Origin of the sequence: Mesotoga sp. Brook.08.105.5.1 (assembly GCF_002752635.1) — a bacterium.
Classification (GTDB): domain Bacteria; phylum Thermotogota; class Thermotogae; order Petrotogales; family Kosmotogaceae; genus Mesotoga.
The window spans coordinates 85,308-106,125 of record NZ_AYTW01000016.1 but is presented as its reverse complement, the minus strand read 5'-3'; the positions used below and the strand labels follow the sequence as shown (position 1 = coordinate 106,125).

Genomic DNA, 20,818 nt, shown 5'->3' with positions numbered 1-20,818 from the left:
CATCGCCAGACCTTTCAAGAGTTAGTTTAGAAATCGCTGCCCCACTTAAGAAGCAGATAATTGCAGGAATGAGAACTTAGACTCAACTTTGACAGCAACGAATCTAAAAACAGCTAAACAAGGGGAAAAATGAAAAGTAAAACAGACGTACCACCACAGTGGTATATTATGCAATCTCTTTGAGTAGATCCGGGGGTCTTATTTTGAGTGCTTTGAAAGCGTCGTAAGCATTGCCCATCATTTCTCCTTGCAAGAAAGCGTTTGCCTTCTACCGTTAGCTCAACTGCCCTTATCTCTTTCAAGTCTTCGAGTATTTCTGCGTAAGAGAAAGCACTTCCAATCTCTTTCAGCTTTCTGCATAAGGCAGTCTCCATTACAAGCGCAAGGAAACAGATCATTATGTGGCCCTTCACCTGTTTTTGGCAAGTAGGAAATGGCTCTTCCTCAATAAGTAAGAAAGGAGTGTTCTATTTTGCCTGTTATGCCAGAAACACTCGACTTTAAGTAGATTCTATTTTGATGCATTAACTCTCTCTTGAGTAGATTTAATTATGATGCATTACGACGCCGGATCTGAGATAGAATATGCGTTATACGCTTGAATGACGGTGGTGTCGCGTGATAAAGAAGGTAGACGACACAATCCTGAAGAGTTTCATAGAATACAGTCGTCGTGTGGGACCAGAACACGACGATTAATATCTTCCTTCCGACGACTTTGTTGCAGATGAGAGACTTCCCTCTGTAGTACTCTTAAGTGAAGATGGGATGTTTGCTGCAGAATATAAGTACCGGGAGAGTAATTGGAGCAGCTTCACTGATCCTTGAAGAACCTTATAGAAAGGCTGGAAAGGGAAGGTTCATGATCTTTCATTCAGAAACTTCGCAAGTCGGTGCTTACAGGTCGCTTCTGAATTTCATTTCCGGTATGATTTCCGAAGTTGACGAAGTATATCTCTTCGTCTCACCCGGGCGACCGGTTCAGAAAATCCTTGAGGAAATCGGTTTCTCCATAGAAAGATACTTCTTCGTCCTAAAAGGAGGGCTTGAGCACGTTTCACTCGACATTCCCAAGGAAATCAATTCACAGATTTCTCGATTGACCTTCGTGGACAGGCATACTGTCGTATTATCAACTCGGCCTTCGCTGAAATTGCAGGTCACCTAGACATCACCGAGGACAAACTGAGAGAATTGACTTCAAACAGAAAGGTACCTGATTCCGGTATCCAGCTTCTTCTTAAGGGGAATGAGCCTATCGGGCTCTTCTTCTAAGAAATCAACGTGGATATCTGGAAATCGTTCCCATAGCAGCTCTGCCGCGCTTTCAGGGGCATGAATTCGGTAGGTTATTAATGCGAAAGGCATTACGGCTTTCGCTGAAACACAAACTTGAAAGTGCCCTTTCGGTGCATGCGGCAAATGAAAAGGCTCTATCTCTCTATTTAAAAGAGGGTTTCGAAAAGATGTATAGCAAGGTTTGCTACAGACTACTTCAACTTGCTTATGAAATTCAGGACTTCTTGTGCGTGACCCTTTGCTTTAACGCCTCTATACTCCCTAATGAGAACCCCTTCTTCGTCAATAATGAACGTCGATCTCTCAGTTCCCAGATACTCCTTACCGTACATCTTCTTCGGCTTAATCACGTCAAACAGCTTGTGTATCTCTTCATTCTTATCGCTTAGAATGGAGAAGTTTAGATCAAGTTTGAGTGCGAAGCCTTGATGAGACTTTTGACTGTCCCTACTGATTCCTATTACAACCGCATTGTTACTGGCAAATTGATCCGCTAGATCTCTGAAGTTTTCCGCCTCAAGAGTACAACCCGAAGTATTGTCTTTTGGGTAGAAGTATAGAACGACTCTCTTGCCCAAAAAATCCGACAATGACACTTCAGTTCCGGTCTGATCGGGCAAAGAAAAATCGGGAACAGCTTTGTTCAACTCGATTTCTGCCACATTAGCACCTCCGGAATTCATATTGGCTGCCAACTACATACTCTTCACTTGACCAAAGCTAGGCGCCGTCTCTTCAACAACCATTATATGACAAATTCCCCTACTCTTTCCGAACGCGGAGCTCTCTTTTCCTGCTCGGCATTATTTGAGTTCTCGAGTTACATTCATCCTATACTGATCAATTAAGAATGCCTTCTATTAACTGTCGCAGGAACCTGTATTATAACGAAAGAGTACCCTGAGCATGGATCTCTACCAGTCTAGAATACGTTCTAGTGATCTGTGAATGAATGCGGCGCACATACAAGATCAAAACAATGGCATGAATCGAACTTCCCCCGAAATCCAAGGAGAATCAATGATTGTTTAGGTTTAGTGAGCGTATCAAGTTCAGTGCTTGTATTTAAAAAACGGAAAGTGAGAATTCGGCAATTCAAGACAAAAGAAACACTGATTTCCGTTTCGGGGTAATCGTCTTTCACAGGATTATTCCCTTGCGAGCTCAATGACATAATCCGTTCATTGACAGCATTCAACGTAAATTCAAAAGGCTTACATTGACTTGGCATGCTGATTCTCACTCGATGGGCAGTTTTTCTGGCACAGAATTGCTTAGGCTTATTCAGTGGAGAAAATTCCACCCCTAATATCTCAAAAGAATAGCGGTCTCAGAACGGAGACCGCCTTTTTTTGGAAAGACCTTGCAGCTGATATAATCATCTTGAGTTCACAGGTCGTACTGAATGGGGGGACGGATATGAAGTTTCTTGCGGCACAACTTCCGGAGAAGATAAGCTTCTTCGAAAGTATTGGGGATTATGACGGCGCTTTAAAGGAGATAGAGATCCAACTTGATGATTATCTCCCTTCGATAGTGATTGAAAGACTAAGGTGGGAAAGAGAGAGAATCGTAAGGCTCAAAAACAACTATCCCTATTCGGCTTCAGAGGCTCTGGGGATTCTCTCAAGAGATCTTGAAGGATTCACTGGAGGGGAATTCGATTCTCTCAACAGCGCCAGAAAGCTCGACTCCATGATTTTCGACGGTGAAGAGAAATTCGAGAAGAGATTCGATAAGAACCTCCTATTCACGATGCCAGAATACGAGAAGCGACTGAAAAGCAAGAACACAGAAAGGGAAGCGACCAGAGTCTCTCTTCACAAAGAAATAGATCGACTGATAAGTGAAAGGCAACCCGCAAGATTCAGAGTAGTTGCAAAGTCATCGATTTCCGTCGAAGGTTCCGATGAAAGTGTCTATCGTTGCTGGTTACCTGTATCCAGAGTTGGAGATCAGGTGTCTTCAACGAGGATCTTGAGTTCAAGCCACAGCTATTTTCTATCACCGGCTGACTACTCTCAGCGTACTGTATACATGGAAGCGGCTGCAAAGAACGATACGGTTTTCAGCATCGAATATGAATACGAAATCTCCGAAATATCTACTTCCCTAGACCCCTTTAGCTGTGTAGAACCTGACACAAAGAGATTCTCGGGCTATCTATGCGAACAAGCTCCTCATGTAGTCTTTTCGCCTCTACTCAGATCTTTGGCGGAGGAAATTGTCGGGAGCGAAAATAACCCTTATTTCATCGCGAAGAGTTTTTACGACTGGATATGTGAAAACGTCAAGTCCACTTTTATGAGTGAGTATGCACTCTATCCGAATCTCTCCGAATTCGCAGCCGTCAATCTTAGAGGCGACTGCGGAGTGAAGGCTCTCTTGTTCATTACCCTTTGCAGGATTAAAGGTATTCCTGCCAGATGGCAGTCCGGATGGTTTGCAGCTCCTTTGGGTGCCAGCCCTCTTGACTGGGCGATGTTCTGGGTTGAGCCTTTCGGCTGGCTGCCTGTAGACTGTTCATTTGGAGGGTCAAGAAAAGATATACCGGCATACAGAGAATTCTATTTTGGTAATCTCGATGCATTCAGAATGGTTTCTAACTCAGCTTTCATGTCTCCCCTTGTGCCTGCCAAGAGATTCTATAGATCTGATCCTTACGATAACCAGGTAGGGGAAATTGAGACCGAGTCTAGAAACTTGAGGTCAAATGAGTGGGAATACTCACTGGAGATTTCATCGTTTGAAAGAATATTGTGACTCCTCCTGAAGTTGAAATTACCCGGCGAGACTAAACTTGTTGTTTTGCCTTGATACTCGATTGCTATCAAAGACAGCTCTAACTGCCTGTGAATATGGTTAAACGAAATTTGCTCCGATCAACTCAGTTAACTCTCTGGTCTTATATGCTTGCCTTAAAGATGTCCATGATTTAGGCTTCCCCACTATTTCCAGCTGAAAGAAAGTAAGGCAATTGCTGGTAAACTTACTTGTATTCATTCCAATTTAGGAGGCTTTCTATGAAGAAGACACTGATTTTGGTGTCACTACTGATTGTCTTTGCCAGCTCGGCTTTTTCACACATTCCCTTTTTCCTTACTCCTGAAGACTTTGTGGAAGGATCATATCTTGTAAAAGAAATCGATCTTTCCCAAATCTATTACTACATTTTCTCATCAGCGGAGAAGATCAGATTTGTTTTCGAAGGGACCGCCGGCCAACAGTTTCATATGCTTTTTGGAGTACCAAAGGAAGCTGACAATATGAAATCAACTGCAGATTTCCGACCGAATCTGACATTTTATGGTCCAGATCGAGAGGTTCTCGAAGACTTCTTCCTCGAAAGCACAGAACCTGAGATAATGTACGAGTTTTTTGGCGATACTTACTCATATCTTTACGTCAGGCACGACTCAGAGCTCACTAAAGAGGGGATCTATTCTGTTGAAATTGAGGCTGAAGGTTCCGGAAGGGCATGGATAACTTTCGGAAAAAAAGAGAGATTCACGGTAGCCCAGATAGCAGCTGTCCCAAGGTGGATTAGAGAGATGAGAGCTTTCCATTATCATACTGGACTCGCAAAGTGGGAGAAATACGGTCTTGGAATAGTAGGAATCATAGGTACGACTCTCATAATACTTGTCTTTTTCTGAATGAAAAGGAATAGCAGAGCAAAGATAGACAACGAAAAAAACGCCCATCTTCGGACGTCTTAGTAGTTATTGTACCACGGATATTTGTTAAAGTCAATTGCTTGGCGCATTACCACATAGTAAACTTCAGTTTCAGCTCGCACTCACTCTAGGGTTGGAAGATGTTTTCGGGTTCTAAGACAACACTTTTGACGGTATCAAACTGCAGTGCAGTCTTCTCAATCTGTGCCTTCAGGAGGCTCACTCTGCACGATCCACCTGAAGTGAATCCCGAAGGATCCGAGAATCTCAGATAGAGAACTCCATTTTCCAGCTTCGCTCCAAGAAACTGAAGCTCTCTACCAGGGAATTCCGTCTTGAACCCGAGGTCTCGTTCTGCCTTTGTCAGTTCACCTCTTATAAGAAGACGTACAACGTCGTTAATTGGAGACTGAGAAACCGGAATTGTTCTTTCTACAGGGATAACAGCTTCTATATCGCAAGCTATTTCACCGTTCATCAATCTGTCTAGAAGCTCGTTGTAATAGTAAAGATTAACGTTCATAGTTCTCTGTACACCCGTTACAGCACTTATCTCCAGTTCAAGTGCCGCCTGATGCTTTTCGAAGTTCGCAATCTTGTCCGCAAGATTCTTCACCTTTCCCAGTTGAACAGCAAAAAGCACAAGAAGAAGGATTGAAAGCCCCAAAAAAACAACAACGGCTACCCTAAGAAATGGGAAAGATTGCTGCTTCTTAACCCTCAAAGAACTCACCTCTCAATCAATATCGAATCAATTATACATTCTCTATCCGAAACTCAGCTAAAATACTATAGTAGGAGGTAGAAGATGAAGATTGGATACCCATGCATCAACAGAACCGTAAAGTGCTGTTCTGCGAGGAAATTCAGGCTTTCATCATACAGCGAAGAGAGATTGATTGAAACTACAGCGGCAAATCTCATGTGCCTTGAAAAGATCCTTGAATTCAACAGAGCGAGGAGTATCCTCTTCTTCAGAATAACCTCAGACTTGATTCCGTTTGCATCCCACCCTGTTTGTAGGGTTGACTGGGAGATGCATTTCAAGAGTGACTTCGACAGAATCGGGAAGATGATAAGAACATACGATATGAGGATTTCAATGCACCCCGATCAGTTCGTCTTACTTAACTCACCCAAGCGTGAAGTTCTGGAAAACAGTATTTCTGAGCTTAAGTATCATGCCAAGCTTCTGGATCTTATGGGGCTTGACAAGAGTGCGAAGATTCAGATTCACGTTGGTGGAGTTTACGGAAAGAAGAAAGAAGCTATGGAAAGATTCATTGATCGGTACAAATATTTGCCCGAAAACGTTCGCGAAAGGCTAGTCATTGAAAACGATGAGAGGCTTTACTCGCTGGTGGACTGTCTCTCGATACATAACTCTACTGGTATTCCCGTACTTCTTGACGTATTCCATCACTCAATTCTCGGCGATGGAATAACTCAATTGGATTCGCTGAAGCTTTCTCAGTGGACATGGCTTCCTGAAGACGGCATCCCCGTTGTCGACTACAGCACTCAACAAGGTGGAGCAAGAAAGGGTAAACACACGGAGAGCATCGATCTTGAGCATTTTTCAGACTTTCTTAGAGTAAGCAGTTCATATGATTTTGACATAATGCTCGAGATCAAAGACAAGGAGCTGTCTGCTCAATCTGCGATTCGCGTTGCCCAGACAGACGAGAGGTTTTCTCGTGTTACTAAGGGGTGTTGAAGCTGAGATCATTTTCAGATGGCTTCCGGATTCTGAGATTGCGCTAAGTATGCTAGAATCTCCATGAGGTGAGGTGCTTGAAAAGACACGGTGATCTAAGTGGCTTCAGAAGAAATCTGACACTTCTGGTTTTCGATTCGTTGATGGTCTATTTCGCATTCATTTTAGGTATGTACTTCAGATACGGAATCTTCACTTTGGACGAACCTCAGTTCTTTCTCAATGGAGTCTACTTCAGCTTATTCATAGTAGTCTCTCTGATTCTGAATGGAGTCTATACAATAGCCTGGAGCTACAGCTACTTCAGAGATTATCTGATTATTCTCAGGGCGGTCGTCATAGGTTATGCAGTAGGGTTTGCTACCGGAAGACTTCTGAATCTTTTTGGCGTTAGGTTTCTTACGGTACCATTCACGGTATCGACTATGGCTGCCATTATCTCTGTGTTTTTGATTATCTGGTCAAGGATATTCTGGCTGAGCATATTGAGTAGAAATCATCATGTCGTTTCCTCTGCAGAGAGAGTACTGATAGTGGGCGCCGGTGATGCGGGAACTTCAATAGCGGAGGAATTGTCTCGCCGCCCAGAAAACGGACTGGTTATAGGGTTTATCGACGATTCCCCAAGAAAGCTTCGAAAACGGATCAGGGGAGTCCCGGTTTTGGGAAACACAGACGAAATCATGGCCTTGGTTGAAAAGATGGATGTGAAGCGAGTCATAATCGCAATCCCTTCTGCTGATGCAGCTACTTTGAGAAGGATTTTCTCAAAGATCGATGTGGGAAAGGTAAAAGCTCAGACACTGCCTAGCATTACAGAGATAATGGATGGCAAAGCGAAGCTAGGATACTTGAGAGAGATCAACATCGAGGACTTGCTTGGCAGAGAGAGCGTGCGCATCGATGTGAATTCACTTAAGGGTTACATTGTCGGAAGAACTGTACTCGTAACCGGTGCCGGAGGAAGCATCGGAAGTGAGCTTTGCAGGCAGATAGCTCCACTGAAGCCCAGAAGACTGCTGCTGGCGGGTAAGGGAGAAAACAGTATCTATGAGATCAGACAGGAGATTGGGTCGTTGTTTCCCGATCTCGATCTCTGTCAGCTGATTTGCGACGTTGCCGATTCATCAAGAATGAGGTATATCTTCGAGACGATGAAACCCGAAGTCATCTTTCATGCAGCGGCTCACAAACATGTACCTCTGATGGAGGAGAACCCGACGGAAGCGTTCAAAGTTAATTCCATTGGCACTTACAACGTTGCTATGCTTGCCAGTGAGTTCGGTGCGGAGACTATGGTGGTAATATCTACTGATAAAGCCGTCAAGCCGAGTTCTGTAATGGGCGTTTCAAAAAGGATCGCAGAGGAGTTCGTTAGGTCTATATCATCGAGAAGTAAAACAAGGTTCGGCATAGTCAGATTTGGCAATGTCCTGGGAAGCAGAGGAAGCGTGATCCCCCTCTTTAAGAAGCAAATCCAGTCGGGCGGTCCCGTTACCGTAACGGACCCAAGAATGACTAGATATTTCATGACTATCCCAGAAGCTGTATCGCTTGTGCTTCAGGCAGGAGCTTACTCCGGAGGCGGAGACGTTTTCGTGCTAGATATGGGAGAACCCGTCAAGATCTCTTCTCTTGCAAACGAGATGATCACACTGGCAGGATACGTACCGCAGCAAGAAATAGAAATAAAGTACACGGGAGTTCGACCGGGCGAGAAATTATTCGAGGAACTTGTCCTTACGAACGAAGAATTTATTCAGACGAAGCATCCAAAGATTTTTCGTCTGAAGACAAAGGAAGCAATGGATGAAACGACCTTATTTTCGATAGTTAGTCGTCTTAGGGCAGCCGTTGATAACAACGATTTTGAAGAGCTGAACAAAATCACGGCCGAAATAGTTGACGATGCCACAGTCAAAATAAGTGCAGGGTGTGATTTTCGATGAGATGGTATGTGGAATTTGTCAGAGATTTCCCCTTTGTTTCTGCAATGATTCAGTTCTCGATTCTCGGAACTCTAGGCGATTATGTCAGCGTAAAGATTGCAGGTTCTAAGGGAAACCTCTCTGCTTCCGTAATGGTTTTGAAGGCGCTTGAATGGGCTTTCCTGTCAATCTTCATAAAGATTGCCTTCATTGGCTACGAGGGATTCGTTTCTGCTTTGGTAATCAACAGAATTCTGCCGACATCCTTCGCTGAAGACTCATTTCTGAATGCAGTCACGCGCTCTGCATCAATGAATCTTCAGTTTGGAGTCTTCTTGGTTCTATTTCACAGGTTGCTCGATAATCTTATTCTTCATGCTAAGAACTGGAAAAACGTCGATAAAGCCTTATTCTCTCTGATATGGTTCTGGCTTCCAGCACACACATTGACCTTTTTACTGCCAAAAGACTTCCAGATTGGTCTTGCCGCATTATGGTCGTTCATGCTGGGACTAATGCTTTCTCTATTTTCAAAGTCTCCCCAGGAGGTGAAGTAGTGTTTATACCCCTTTCCAGACCCGACATAACTGAAAGAGAGATATCCGCTGTTACTGAACTCATGAGTAGCGGAATTCTATCCATCGGCCCAAAAGTCGCAGAATTTGAAGAAAGGTTTGCAGAATATATTGGTGTCGAGCACGCAGTTGCAGTAAACAGCGGGACCAGCGCTCTTCATCTTATAGTTCGCTCTCTCGACTTGAAACAGGACCAGACGGTGATCACAAGCTCCTTCACTTTTGTGTCCTCAGCCAATGTTGCAGTATACGAAGGCGCCGTTCCTGTTTTCGCAGATATTGACGAGGCAACATACAACATCTCTCCAGAGACTTTGGAAGATGCTCTTGCCTATTATTCGAAAAACGGTTTGAATACAGGTCAAATTGAGTTAGGACCCTTCATTCCAGATGTTTTCATGGCGGTCGATATTTTTGGTCATCCCCTTGAATGGGACGGGATAGAAGGTGTCTGTAACAGACACGGCGTAAAAATCATAGAGGATTCATGTGAGGCACTGGGAAGCTCCTTTATGGGGCGGAGAACCGGCACTTTCGGTCTCGCAGGTGCATTTGCATTCTATCCAAACAAGCAAATCACAACTGGAGAGGGTGGAATAATTGTTACTGACGACAGCAAGATTGCCGAATTATCGAAAAGCATGCGGAATCAGGGAAGAGGCACATCAGAAAATTGGCTTGAACATGTGAGGTTGGGCTACAATTATCGGATGGACGAGATGTCGGCAGCACTGGGTTTAGAGCAGCTTAAGAGAATTGATGAAATTCTAGCAAAGCGGCAGAGAGTTGCCGACAGATATGCGAAATTGCTTTCAAAGATTGATGGAGTAGAGACTCCCTTTGTAGCAGACTACGCTACAAGTATCGGCTGGTTCGTATATGTCATAAGGCTTGATGAAAAGATAGAGAGAGACAACTTCATGAAATACCTCAATGACAATGGTGTTCAGTGCAGAGACTATTTCAGACCTATACACCTTCAACCCTTTTATATGACAAAGTTTGGATTCAAGAATGGCATGTTTCCCGTAACTGAAGAGCTCGCAAGAAGAACGGTTGCTATTCCTTTCTTCAATAATCTGTCTGAACAAGAACAGCAGTTCGTTGCTCACACTATTGAAAAGGCTTTGGAGTATAACTGATGATGGCTTTTGTCTACGCTCTCGTTCTCTCGGCCGTACTATGTTTCCTTTTTCGTAGAGTGGGCATTAAGCTAGATCTGGTAGACAGGCCTTCGGGGACTCTAAAGCCCCACGAAAAACCGATTAGCTTTATGGGTGGAACTGCAATTCTACTTGCGCTTGTTCCATGGCTAATTCAGAGTCCGGAGTTCTTACCCGCAATAATCATTATGTGGACTCTGGGCTTTGCGGACGACATAAGAGGCATATCACCAAAGATCAGACTGGTAGTGGAAATTCTTGTCGGATTCTCCGTTGCATTCGTAATCTACGGCTTCTCGACAGTCGATTCGATAATACTCTCAATCATCTTTGCAGGAACGGTTAACGCCTATAATATGGTGGATGGACTTGACGGAATATGCTCAACTAATATGATTGTTTTCGGAATCTTCGCCTTCTTCACGGGATTTGTGCCTCTTATGTCTCTTGCAGTCGCTGGCGCTTATGCCGGATATATGATCTTCAATTTTCCCCCCGCAAGGCTTTTTATGGGGGACCAGGGATCATACATCGCCGGAACATTTGTGGGAACGTTACTCATACAGTCTTGGGGAAGTCAGAATTTCGTTCGAGTTGCAGCTATTTGCTGGCCCGTAGTACTTGACCTTTTCGTGGGTTTCTTGAGAAGATCTATTGCAATGAAGTCACCTTTCACAGGTGATAGAGATCACTATTACGACAAAATATTCAAGCTCTTTGGACAGAAAAAGAGAGTCACGCTCTTAATATCTACCGGCATGGCTCTCTTCTATGCAGTCTTAGGGCTATTTCTTCCAGTTGCGCTAATTCCCCCCGTACTACTGTTGACTTCGTTGACTCAGATCTTCCTTCTTAAGTCTCTACGAACTACTTCTTAAACCATCTAATTTTGAAGAGAATTATGGCAACAAGAAACGCCACAACTCCCGAGAGACCCATTGACCAGTAGAAGATAGAACTGTTGTTCATAAAAGGAAGTTTGACATTCATTCCATACATCGATGCAACCAGTGTCGGAATCTGAAGAGACAAAGTCACTATTGTCAGTATCTTCATTACAACGTTGAGGTTGTTGGAAATAACAGACGCGAAGGCATCCATCATTCCCGTCAGAATGTCGCTGTAAATATTCGCCATCTCTATAGCCTGTCTGTTCTCAATGGAAATATCCTCAAACAGCTCTTCGTCCTCCTCGTATAAAGTTAGGATGTTGGCTCTCTTCAGCTTTTCAAACATCAACTCGTTGGACCTAAGAGATGTGGTAAAGAAGACCAAAGACTTTTCAAGATTCAACATTGCCACCAGTTCTTGATTCCTAGTCGATCTGTGCAACTCTGATTCGACTTCATTTGACAGTCTTCGGATTTCCTTCAGATACCTAAGGTAATAAACCGTTGCCCTATCGAAGATTCTCAGAAGAAAACGATTACGCTTCTTGGTTGATATGTCCCTAACTCTGCCTTCAACTATGTCAGAAACAATGGCGTTTTCGAAACCACTTATGGTAACAAAATAACCGGACTTCATAGCGATACCAAGTGTGGTCGTTCTGTAAGGAACCGCCTCGTCGTTGATATCGAAGTATGGAAGCTTAGTAATCACGTAGATGAGTTCTTCGTCTTGCTCAAACCTTGCCCTTTCTTCCTGATCAAGAGCATCATACACAAAGTCCTCGTCGATCTCCAAACTTCTGAGAAAAGCTATGTCACCACTGTCAGGTGCAATAACATTGATCCAGCAGCCTTCCGTCGGTGACTCTATGACTTTCATTTTTCCATTCTCTGAAATCAGTATCTCTCGCACACCTACACCTCCTCTTCTAGTAGCAAAACAACTCCGATTAGATAGAGGGAGGCTTCAATGGGCGAGACAAATCAAAGTGGCGGTTCACTCTCACTACTGTATAATTCCATTTGGCTCACCTCCGCTTTGAGATTATATCACGCAATTAATCATTGCTATCTCGTAATCTCTTGAGTAGATTTAATTATGATACATTACGGTGATCCAAAATTCTTTGAACCGCCGGATAGTTGTCTGCCATCTAAAATAAAATGGAATTCGCGAGATTTTATAACGAGATACAAAACCGCTTTTTCGTTATAATCTCTTATGAGTTGGATCAGTCTTAACAGCTACAACAGACCAAAGGAGATGACTAAAGTGAAAAAATACACAATTCTGATATTTCTTCTGGTAATCTCTCAGCTCTTCTCTCTCTATCTTAATGATGTTTCTGGGGATGGGGTAACGATTAACTGGTTTACCGAGGAGCCCTCCGATTCTTTCCTGATAGTATACGATGGTTCAAATGAATCAATCTATTCCGAGCAGGAAGTTACGTTGCACAGATTCAAAGTCTCCGGTCTTCAACCGGGAATGAGTTACGCATACACTGTAAAAAGCGAAAAGGACGGAAAAGTAATCTTCAGGAATGGCGGCATACTTACAACAGCTCCTTTGAAAAGGACCCCATTTAGCTTTGCAGTCTATGGAGACAGCAGGAGCAACCATTCGGTGCATCTCGAAATTGCCCATGGAATTGCCCGTGAAAATGTTCCGCTGGTCATACATACAGGAGATCTCGTATCCTCAGACGACACTCTCGATGAATGGACAAGTTTTTTCAATGTAATTGACATCTTATCGGATAGCGTCTTCTACAGTACAATTGGTAATCACGAGGCATCTGCCGAGAACTACACAAAGTTCTTTGCTTTTCCCGGCAATAAGCGATACTATAGTTTCTGGTACGGTGACGTATTCTTTATCTGTCTAAATACGAATGAAGCTTTCGACAAGTATTCACTGCAGTACATTTGGCTGTTGACAGAACTCGAAGAGGCGAAAGAGGGAGACCCTGCATTCATAATAGTCTACTTCCACCATCCCCCCTATAGTTTCGGCCCTCATGGCGACCATCTCTATATACAGCAGTATCTTGTGCCGGTATTCGAAGATTACAAAGTAGATTTAGTTCTAAACGGGCATGATCACGGTTACCAGAGGGTCGAGAAAAACGGTGTGACCTACGTTATTTCAGCCGGTGGTGGTGCACCGCTCTATGACATTGGCTCAGGAAAAGACCTGATCGCCTCTGCAAATGCATATCACTACATGTTGTTCAACTATACCGTTGATGGTCTGTTTGGTTATGCGAAGACGGCAAAGGGATTGATTCTCGACAGTTTCTATATCCAGAGACGAGATTAACGGCTCTTTACTGCAATTCAGTAAGCATAAAGTTCTTAAACCACCGATAATAATCGTCGTTGTCGTTCATAAGCACCTACTGGTAAGGATTTTATAATATAGTGCGACTGCCGAAGACTTCAAGAATCTGAACTTGCACTACTTATTGCTCGGAAATTCTTCTCTAGCAGCACATTTCAGCAGCAAGGACAAATAGGAATACTCTTATAAAACCCCCATAACACCTTCTGTGTATAAATAAAATGTGGAAAAAACTTTAGGAGGTGTGGCTATGAAGAGTTTCGTTACTGTATTTGTTTTGCTCATGTTAGTCGGAACGGCATTTGGTTCTACTCTTGTTATTAAGGGCTCAAACACTGTTTATCCTGTCGCACAGCTGTGGGCCGAAGCCTACAAAGAAATCAACCCGGATGCAGAGATATCGATTGAGGGTGCGGGGTCTTCAACCGGTATAAAAGCTCTGTTCAACGGGCAGACGGACATCGCAAACTCCAGTCGATGGATCAAGAGCTCGGAGATCGAGCAGATGAACAAAGAAGGTAAGTACTTCATTCCCTTCATCGTTGCATACGATGGAATAGCAATAGTTGTCAATAAGTCTCTTGAGATTGAAAACATAACTGTTCAACAGCTTTACGACATTTACTCGGGTAAGGTGACCACATGGAATCAAATCGATTCTTCGCTGCCAAAAGTGCGAATAGTACCCCTGTCCAGAGACAATGCATCGGGAACATTCGAGTACTTCGTTGAGCACGTAATGAAAGGCGAAAAGTTAGCGCCACAGGTTCAGCAGCTTGCATCGACGAGGGCCGAAGTTGAACAGGTTATGCAAAATCGCTACGCCATTGGTTATATCGGAATGGGATACATCACCGAAGATGTGAAAGCTCTTACAGTAGAGAATATTGAACCGACCGTAGCTAACGTAAACTCCGGTGCATACCCAATATCAAGGCCGCTATTCATGTTTGTTGATGCAACCAACGGACTCCCCACCGGTGTTACAGGAGACTTCTTGAGATTCGCTCTTTCACCTGAAGGCCAGTCGGCGGTTCTCAGTGTGGGCTATGTAAACGCTTACGGCATAGAGTAGGAACGGATGAAGCGAGTTGAGTAGGAAGAGAATTGACCTTTTCTCAAGAGTGTTGGTAACGGGCGCTGCCCTACTGACAATGGTTATTCTGTTCGGAATATTCTTCTTTCTGATATCTGATGGAGTCAGAGTCTTTGGAAAGATATCTTTGAGAGAGTTCTTTCTCAGCACTCGCTGGTACCCAACGTACGAGGATGCCGAATTCGGCATCCTCGCTCTCTTATCCGGAACGCTTGCAGTCACCGGGCTTACATTGCTTATCTCTATCCCGTTGGGGTTCATATCCGCTATTTTCCTTGCGGAGTTCGGAAATAGGAAGACACACGATTTCCTGAAGTATGTATTTGAACTTACGGCGGGAATACCTTCAGTAGTACTGGGAAGTTTTGGTCTCAAATATATTTCCAAATGGTTGATGGACCTATTCCCGATGAAAGTGTGGACCGGACTGAATATTTTGAATGCCTCTTTGATGCTTTCTGTTCTTGCAATACCTTATTTCGTAACTCTGATAGAAGATGCGTTGAAAGCCGTCCCAGTGGATCAGAAAGAAGCCTCACTGGCACTCGGCGCCAATATGACCTCAACTCTTTTCAGGGTGCTCATTCCCCAGGCCAGAAGCGGAATTCTCAACGCAATCATTCTTGGAACGAATAGAATAATTGGAGAGACAATGGTTGTCTTGATGATTGCTGGGGGGGCAACCATGATTCCACAATCAATCTTCGATCCTGTAAGACCCCTAACAGCTGCAATAGCAGGTGAAATGGGAGAAGTGGAGCTAGCAAGTACTCATTACTTCGCCCTCTTCATGATAGGAGTAGTCCTTCTGATGATATCTCTTATCTTCACAGTTACGGCAATGCGCTTAAAGAGAGGAATGAGAAGATGATAATAGATAGAATTGCGAAGATAGTTTTCGGAATCATATCCTATCTTCTGGTGACCATAATTCTTTTAATCGTAGGATTCCTAATACTGTCTGGTCTAGATGATATAAACCTGGAGTTTCTGACTTCATTTCCAAGAAACTCAATGACCGAAGGCGGAATCTGGCCTTCAATACTGGGGACTGTTTATTTCCTGTCGATAGCTCTTCTTTTCTCGGTACCTGTTGGGATACTCGCAGCAGTATATCTCAGTGAGTATAGTAAGGAGAATCGTCTGCAGCGCCTAGTGTTGACAGCAAACAACATTCTTGCCGGAATACCTTCCGTCGTCTTCGGAATGTTCGGCTTGTCGCTTTTCTCGATCACCTTTGGATTCGGAACTTCACTCATTGCAGGAGGCCTGACACTCGGAATTATGTCACTTCCGTATATAATCTCCAATACTCATGAAAGTCTTGTAGCGGTCCCGAAGTCATACAGAGAAGCATCGATGGCCTTGGGCGCCAATAAAGCCGAAACAACCTTCAAAATTGTTATACCTGCATCCTCTTCAAGAATACTTACCGGAGTAATCATCGCAATTGGAAGAATAATTGGTGAGACCGCACCGTTGCTTTTCACGGGAGCTGCCTTCTATATAACTAGAAATCCTTCAAGTCCTTTTGAACCAGCGATGGCTCTGCCTACACATATATTTGTTTTATCTGCGATTTATCCTGACAATGTAACTCCGAAGTTGGAGGGAAGCGTATCAGTTCTCTTGATCATCGTGGTGGCGCTGTTCATGTCGGTTGCAATCAGGAGAAGAAGGGAATCTCGGAAGATGGAGGGATGAGATGACTGAACCAATATTCAAAATAAAAAACCTAAATGTCTTCTATGGCGAGAAGCATGCTCTTAAAGAAGTTACCTGTGATATACCTCAGAGAAAGGTAACTGCAGTAGTAGGTCCGTCAGGTTGTGGGAAATCGACCTTTCTGAGAGTTCTAAACCGAATGAACGACTTAATTCCTTCATACAGGCATACCGGTTCTGTCAAGCTCTTAGGCGATGAGATTCTAGATATGGATCCTGTATTACTCAGGAAACATATCGGAATGGTATTTCAGAAGCCAAATCCCTTTCCGAAGACAATACAGGAAAACGTCACTTACGGCCCAAGAATTCATGGCATTAGGAACCGCCAAGTTCTGCGTGAAATAACCGAGAAATCACTAAAGCAAGCTGCTCTATGGGACGAAGTCAAAGATGAACTGAAGAAGAATGCAGCAAATCTGTCGGGAGGTCAGCAGCAAAGACTCTGCATAGCAAGGGCTCTTTCTGTAGAACCCGACGTCCTTTTGTTGGACGAACCGACAAGCGCTCTTGACCCTATTGCTACTCAGAGAATAGAAACGTTAATAGAAGAACTCTCTGAGAAGTATACTATTGTTATAGTAACCCACAATTTGCAGCAGGCGCTGAGGATCTCGGATTATGTTATGTTCTTTTATGTTGGAGAGTTAGTGGAGTTTGATACGACGGAAAAGATTACCTCAAATCCCAAGGATCAAAGGACAAGCGACTATCTGAGAGGAATCTTTAGTTGACGGGAGTTGGTTCTGATGACACCAGAAAGACAAAGACATCTTGAAGCGGGATTTAACAGGCTCAAATCAATGCTTTCTGACATGATGGAGAACGTAAGATCCAGTATTCAGAAAGCCATCGATGCGCTGGATAGACTTGATGGCGACCTTGCAAGAACTGTTATCGAAAACGATGAAGTTATTGATGACTTGCAGAGAAAAATGGATACGGAAATCTGCAATTACATTGGCCGATTTCAACCTCTGGCAGAAGACCTCAGGTATGTTCTGACGATGATGAAATTGGCTACTGATCTAGAAAGGATAGGCGATCTTGCTGTAAATATTGCTGAAGTTGCAGTTAGGTACGAGAACCAGACTCTGGTCAAGCCCCTCATTCACATAAAGAAGATGACTGCCGTGGTAGAAAAGATGCTGGAAGAGGTAATTGACGCTTATTACGACAAGGATACGGAAGCTGCCAAGGGAGTTTGGACTGAAGACAGTAAGGTTGACGAATACTATCTTTACATCAAGAGGGAAGTGAGAGACAAGCTGATAAGCATGTCTGACTCCGGCGCAATTGGTCAGCTTCTTGACCTGTTGCTAGTATCAAGATTTCTGGAAAGAGCCGGAGACCATGCAACGAATATCGCTGAAGAGATCTACTACATAAAAAAGGGTGAGAGTCTTAAGGAGGAAATGCGACGTTGAAGGTATTGATTGTAGACGATGACATCGATATTCTGAACATTGTTAGGACAGCTTGCGAAAGCGAGAGTATGGAGACTTTCACAGCCGCAAGTGCAGAGGAACTCTGGGCAGCTCTTCGGGCAGGAAGACCAGACGTAATATTACTTGACATTATGCTGCCCGATGCAAACGGTCTTGATCTTGTGAAGAAGATCAGGATTAAGCATCCAAGAATTCCTATAATCTTCTTGACTGCAAGGAAATCGGACCTTGACATGATACTCGGATTGGAACTAGGTGCCGATGACTATGTCACAAAGCCTTTTAATCCGCGGGCTCTCGTAGCGAGAATAAAGGCCGTAATGAGGAGAAGCGAGCTATCCGGCACATTGGACGAGAATCTTGCAATAGGCGAGGCCATTGTGAACCTGAAATCGTACACCGTTACCAAGAACGGCAGGACCGAAGAACTCACCAGACGTGAATTCGAGTTGCTAAAGTTGCTAGCGGAGAATCCCGGGAGGGTTTTCACACGAGAAGAGCTGCTGGATAAGGTGTGGGGGATTGATTTCTTCGGAGACTTTAGAACTGTAGACGTACACATCAGCAAACTAAGAGAAAAAATCGGAGAAGGGTTCATTCGGACAGTAAGGGGAGTGGGCTACAAATTTGCACTAGGGGATCAGAAGTGAACGAATCATTGCTCAACGAACTCAGTGAAGGAATCCTAATGGTCGATGAAGGCCTGGTTATATCGTATGCGAACTTATCGGCCAAAAAGTTACTAGGCGAAATCGAGGGATCGGCTCTTCCCGATGCTCTTCATGTTCAGGGGATTTCGAACATAGTAGACAGCTTCATCTCTGGATCTCATTACTGTACAGATACGGTATTTGTTAAAGACGAGACAACCCACTATTTGAAGATCAAAGTCTCACCGCCTTACGTGATTGCCAGAAATATAACAAGTGAAAAGTTGTTTGAGAGTGCCAAGATGGACTTTGTAAATTCTATTGTTCACGAGTTTTCGACACCTTTGGCAGTTATTAACGGATATGTACAGCTACTGATTGAGAAGAACAAAGAGCTACCAGCTGAAGTATCGGAAACGATTGATAGGATTGCAAGGTCGACGAACAGGCTTTCTAGACTTGTCGAGGAGCTCGGTATTCTGTCGAATCTTGAATTACAGAACTATAGGGTGAAAATCGAAACGGTTAATCTTAGAGAATTGGTAGACGAAGCTGTATTTGACCTCGAAGGCAAGTGGAGTCGAAAGAAACTTAAGATTATCACTGATGTATCTCAAAACATATACGCTGCGGTGGATTCCATGCTCCTCTTCAGAGTCATATCTAATCTCATCTCTAATGCGGTAAAGTATTCTAGCGTAGGAAACACGATAGAAGTGAGTTCTCGTGAGAATGGATCAAAGGTATATGTGTCTGTTAAAGACAACGGCATAGGAATAAAGAGCGAAGAGCTGCCGAGGATTTTCGAGAGATTCTATCGCGCAAGCAACGCAAGGACTTCCGGATCATCAGGGCTTGGACTGGGGCTCTCGCTCGTCAAACATGCACTTAACCTCATAAACGGTACAATAGATGTTAGGTCGAGATACATGATGGGAACTACAGCTACTATCGCCTTTCCAAAGAACATGTAGAGACACCCAGCAGTACATTTAGGAAAAACCTAAAGATTGAATAAGACAGACTGTCTCGAAAGACAGGATATCGTATTTGGGACGAACTCAGGGTCCGTGCTATAATTCGGAAAGCACAATTCTCTTGTAAATTCATAACGGATTTTGGAGCTGTTGCCATATGGAGTCACGGATGCATGGGATTACTCTCTATGAATCGAATCACGATTTTGAAAGTGCGATCGGTTCCTTTTTGATTGCGGGCCTTTCGAATAACTATAAGCTCTTGTACTTGATGCCAGAGAAAGATGTCGCCTCTCTGAGGAGCGTGATTCTCAGTCGAAAGCATACCGTGGAGGGTTTGGTTCGTGAAAAAGCAATAGAGATAATAGATCCGCGTCGTGCGTACCTTAGTAACGGGTCTTTCGATCCGGAGAGACAGGTCAAGTTTCTTGAAGATTTCGCTCTAAAAGCTCTTGAAGAGGGGTTCAATGGTCTCTGCGTAGCGGGGGAAGGTACTGCCCTTTTGGACTCGGCGATTCCACTCTGCAAGATGATTCGCTATGAAGCAGCGGTTAATGATTTGATTGAGAAATTGCCCATTATTGCAAACTGTTTATACAACCCTTCTAGAATGGACCAAAAAAGTGTTCTCGAAATTTCCAGGCTCCATCCATATGTTCATCGAACGGGGGAGTTTTCAGTGAATGAAGATTACTATTCCTTGTCCCGAAAATCTGTTGAATTTGGTGGGGCAAGCCGTCTAGATATCTGCAGGGGTACTGCAGACTCTTTGTTACGGCTGTTCAGGATCAAGAGTATCTATGTTGAGAATCATGAGAAGAACGTCTCAGATCTTGCGATAGCCATAGCAGATGAAATGAGCCTTGATTCTTTCACAAAGGCTTGTCTCGAAATGGCAGGAAAAATCCACGACATAGGAATGACTTCGCTGTTTCTCGACATGATTAGCAGACCAGGCCCCTTACACAGTTTTGAGAAGGTTCTTCTTAGAGAACATCCCAGTACGGGATTCGAAATCAGCAAGGGTGTCCCCTTTCTGAAGAGGTCTCTAATGCAATCCTTCACCACCACGAGAGGGTAGATGGGTCAGGCTATCCTAACGGCCTTAAGGGATCGGAGATCAGCCTTGAAGGCAGCATCATCGCTGTATCCGAGGTAGTCGCCGCGATGAGCTTCTACAGACCTTACAGAGAGAAGTACGGAACAGAATATGCTCTGAGCGAGATTATTACCAATTGCGGTTCACTGTACAGGACCGAAGTAGCAGAAGCCTGTTCCAACGTTTTTAGTAAGGGGTTTGCCTTCGATGGTGATTCCTCAAGAGTATAGT

21 protein-coding genes are annotated in these 20,818 nt (G+C 43.9%); 18 read left to right on the top strand and 3 right to left on the bottom strand.

Features of this window, described 5'->3' with window-relative positions:
• Positions 1 to 772 precede the first annotated feature (772 nt).
• The gene (locus V512_RS07475; RefSeq protein ID WP_099829824.1) at positions 773 to 1,168 is read left to right on the top strand and encodes a hypothetical protein; all 396 of its coding nucleotides are present in this window, start codon (positions 773 to 775) and stop codon (positions 1,166 to 1,168) included.
• 322 nt (positions 1,169 to 1,490) lie between these two features.
• On the opposite strand, the gene V512_RS07465 is transcribed toward V512_RS07475, so the two are convergent.
• Positions 1,491 to 1,982, bottom strand: a complete 492-nt coding sequence (locus V512_RS07465; protein WP_099829845.1) for a peroxiredoxin — start codon at positions 1,980 to 1,982, stop codon at positions 1,491 to 1,493.
• 736 nt (positions 1,983 to 2,718) lie between these two features.
• Here V512_RS07465 and V512_RS07460 point away from each other — a divergent pair.
• Together V512_RS07460 and V512_RS07455 are read left to right on the top strand one after the other, a co-directional pair.
• The gene (locus tag V512_RS07460) at positions 2,719 to 4,062 is read left to right on the top strand and encodes a transglutaminase-like domain-containing protein (protein WP_099829822.1); all 1,344 of its coding nucleotides are present in this window, start codon (positions 2,719 to 2,721) and stop codon (positions 4,060 to 4,062) included.
• Positions 4,063 to 4,322: 260 nt separating this feature from the next.
• On the top strand, positions 4,323 to 4,955 hold the full coding sequence (locus V512_RS07455; RefSeq protein WP_099829821.1) for a hypothetical protein: 633 nt from the start codon (positions 4,323 to 4,325) through the stop codon (positions 4,953 to 4,955).
• Positions 4,956 to 5,103: 148 nt separating this feature from the next.
• Here the strand turns inward: V512_RS07455 and V512_RS07450 are convergent, their stop codons facing one another.
• Positions 5,104 to 5,709 carry a GerMN domain-containing protein gene (locus tag V512_RS07450; RefSeq protein WP_243392310.1) on the bottom strand — a complete coding sequence of 202 codons (606 nt, stop codon included), beginning with the start codon at positions 5,707 to 5,709 and terminating at the stop codon, positions 5,104 to 5,106.
• Positions 5,710 to 5,784: 75 nt separating this feature from the next.
• Here V512_RS07450 and uvsE point away from each other — a divergent pair, with 75 nt between their 5' ends.
• The 5 genes from uvsE to V512_RS07425 all read left to right on the top strand — a co-directional run bounded on the left by uvsE (position 5,785) and on the right by V512_RS07425 (position 11,237).
• Positions 5,785 to 6,693, top strand: a complete 909-nt coding sequence (uvsE, locus tag V512_RS07445; protein WP_099829819.1) for a UV DNA damage repair endonuclease UvsE — start codon at positions 5,785 to 5,787, stop codon at positions 6,691 to 6,693.
• Between the two features lie 77 nt (positions 6,694 to 6,770).
• Entirely contained in the window at positions 6,771 to 8,642 is a 1,872-nt protein-coding gene (locus V512_RS07440) for a nucleoside-diphosphate sugar epimerase/dehydratase (RefSeq protein WP_099829818.1), read from the top strand.
• Positions 8,639 to 9,178: a hypothetical protein gene (locus V512_RS07435; RefSeq protein WP_099829817.1), complete on the top strand. Its 540-nt coding sequence runs from the start codon at positions 8,639 to 8,641 to the stop codon at positions 9,176 to 9,178. The genes V512_RS07440 and V512_RS07435 overlap by 4 nt, the downstream gene beginning before the upstream one ends.
• Positions 9,178 to 10,338, top strand: a complete 1,161-nt coding sequence (locus V512_RS07430; RefSeq protein ID WP_099829816.1) for a DegT/DnrJ/EryC1/StrS aminotransferase family protein — start codon at positions 9,178 to 9,180, stop codon at positions 10,336 to 10,338. Before V512_RS07435 ends, V512_RS07430 begins: the two co-directional genes overlap by 1 nt.
• Entirely contained in the window at positions 10,338 to 11,237 is a 900-nt protein-coding gene (locus tag V512_RS07425) for an MraY family glycosyltransferase (protein ID WP_099829815.1), read from the top strand. The genes V512_RS07430 and V512_RS07425 overlap by 1 nt, the downstream gene beginning before the upstream one ends.
• On the opposite strand, the gene V512_RS07420 is transcribed toward V512_RS07425, so the two are convergent.
• Positions 11,227 to 12,162 (bottom strand): magnesium transporter CorA family protein, encoded by a 936-nt coding sequence (locus V512_RS07420; protein WP_099829814.1) that lies wholly within the window; start codon positions 12,160 to 12,162, stop codon positions 11,227 to 11,229. The two genes, V512_RS07425 and V512_RS07420, sit on opposite strands and share 11 nt — an antisense overlap.
• 360 nt (positions 12,163 to 12,522) lie before the next feature.
• On the opposite strand from V512_RS07420, the gene V512_RS07415 reads away from it, so the two are divergent.
• The 10 genes from V512_RS07415 to V512_RS15360 all read left to right on the top strand — a co-directional run bounded on the left by V512_RS07415 (position 12,523) and on the right by V512_RS15360 (position 20,817).
• Positions 12,523 to 13,572, top strand: coding sequence for a metallophosphoesterase (locus tag V512_RS07415; RefSeq protein ID WP_099829813.1), 1,050 nt, complete (start codon positions 12,523 to 12,525; stop codon positions 13,570 to 13,572).
• 271 nt (positions 13,573 to 13,843) lie between these two features.
• Positions 13,844 to 14,668, top strand: coding sequence for a PstS family phosphate ABC transporter substrate-binding protein (locus V512_RS07410; protein WP_099829812.1), 825 nt, complete (start codon positions 13,844 to 13,846; stop codon positions 14,666 to 14,668).
• 16 nt (positions 14,669 to 14,684) lie between these two features.
• Positions 14,685 to 15,560, top strand: coding sequence for a phosphate ABC transporter permease subunit PstC (gene pstC, locus V512_RS07405; protein ID WP_099829811.1), 876 nt, complete (start codon positions 14,685 to 14,687; stop codon positions 15,558 to 15,560).
• Positions 15,557 to 16,393, top strand: a complete 837-nt coding sequence (gene pstA, locus V512_RS07400; RefSeq protein ID WP_099829810.1) for a phosphate ABC transporter permease PstA — start codon at positions 15,557 to 15,559, stop codon at positions 16,391 to 16,393. Before pstC ends, pstA begins: the two co-directional genes overlap by 4 nt.
• Position 16,394: 1 nt before the next feature.
• Positions 16,395 to 17,147 carry a phosphate ABC transporter ATP-binding protein PstB gene (gene pstB / locus V512_RS07395; RefSeq protein ID WP_099829809.1) on the top strand — a complete coding sequence of 251 codons (753 nt, stop codon included), beginning with the start codon at positions 16,395 to 16,397 and terminating at the stop codon, positions 17,145 to 17,147.
• A 15-nt stretch (positions 17,148 to 17,162) separates the two neighbouring features.
• On the top strand, positions 17,163 to 17,840 hold the full coding sequence (gene phoU, locus V512_RS07390; protein WP_099829808.1) for a phosphate signaling complex protein PhoU: 678 nt from the start codon (positions 17,163 to 17,165) through the stop codon (positions 17,838 to 17,840).
• Entirely contained in the window at positions 17,837 to 18,511 is a 675-nt protein-coding gene (locus tag V512_RS07385) for a response regulator transcription factor (RefSeq protein WP_099829807.1), read from the top strand. The genes phoU and V512_RS07385 overlap by 4 nt, the downstream gene beginning before the upstream one ends.
• Positions 18,508 to 19,485, top strand: coding sequence for an ATP-binding protein (locus V512_RS07380; RefSeq protein ID WP_099829806.1), 978 nt, complete (start codon positions 18,508 to 18,510; stop codon positions 19,483 to 19,485). Before V512_RS07385 ends, V512_RS07380 begins: the two co-directional genes overlap by 4 nt.
• Before the next feature lie 160 nt (positions 19,486 to 19,645).
• Positions 19,646 to 20,569: an MEDS domain-containing protein gene (locus V512_RS07375; RefSeq protein WP_243392309.1), complete on the top strand. Its 924-nt coding sequence runs from the start codon at positions 19,646 to 19,648 to the stop codon at positions 20,567 to 20,569.
• The gene (locus V512_RS15360; RefSeq protein ID WP_347708253.1) at positions 20,497 to 20,817 is read left to right on the top strand and encodes an HD domain-containing phosphohydrolase; all 321 of its coding nucleotides are present in this window, start codon (positions 20,497 to 20,499) and stop codon (positions 20,815 to 20,817) included. The genes V512_RS07375 and V512_RS15360 overlap by 73 nt, the downstream gene beginning before the upstream one ends.
• The last annotated feature ends 1 nt before the right edge of the window (position 20,818 follow it).

What these genes read in the sequence shown, in the direction of transcription:
- V512_RS07425 (WP_099829815.1), top strand. Translation starts at nt 10,338, where the DNA reads ATGATGGCTTTTGTCTACGCTCTCGTTCTCTCGGCCGTACTATGTTTC.
- pstB (WP_099829809.1), top strand. Translation starts at nt 16,395, where the DNA reads ATGACTGAACCAATATTCAAAATAAAAAACCTAAATGTCTTCTATGGC.
- V512_RS07375 (WP_243392309.1), top strand. Translation starts at nt 19,646, where the DNA reads ATGGAGTCACGGATGCATGGGATTACTCTCTATGAATCGAATCACGAT.
- phoU (WP_099829808.1), top strand. Translation starts at nt 17,163, where the DNA reads ATGACACCAGAAAGACAAAGACATCTTGAAGCGGGATTTAACAGGCTC.
- V512_RS07435 (WP_099829817.1), top strand. Translation starts at nt 8,639, where the DNA reads ATGAGATGGTATGTGGAATTTGTCAGAGATTTCCCCTTTGTTTCTGCA.
- V512_RS07410 (WP_099829812.1), top strand. Translation starts at nt 13,844, where the DNA reads ATGAAGAGTTTCGTTACTGTATTTGTTTTGCTCATGTTAGTCGGAACG.
- V512_RS07465 (WP_099829845.1), bottom strand. Translation starts at nt 1,982, where the DNA reads ATGAATTCCGGAGGTGCTAATGTGGCAGAAATCGAGTTGAACAAAGCT.
- V512_RS07455 (WP_099829821.1), top strand. Translation starts at nt 4,323, where the DNA reads ATGAAGAAGACACTGATTTTGGTGTCACTACTGATTGTCTTTGCCAGC.
- uvsE (WP_099829819.1), top strand. Translation starts at nt 5,785, where the DNA reads ATGAAGATTGGATACCCATGCATCAACAGAACCGTAAAGTGCTGTTCT.
- V512_RS07460 (WP_099829822.1), top strand. Translation starts at nt 2,719, where the DNA reads ATGAAGTTTCTTGCGGCACAACTTCCGGAGAAGATAAGCTTCTTCGAA.
- pstA (WP_099829810.1), top strand. Translation starts at nt 15,557, where the DNA reads ATGATAATAGATAGAATTGCGAAGATAGTTTTCGGAATCATATCCTAT.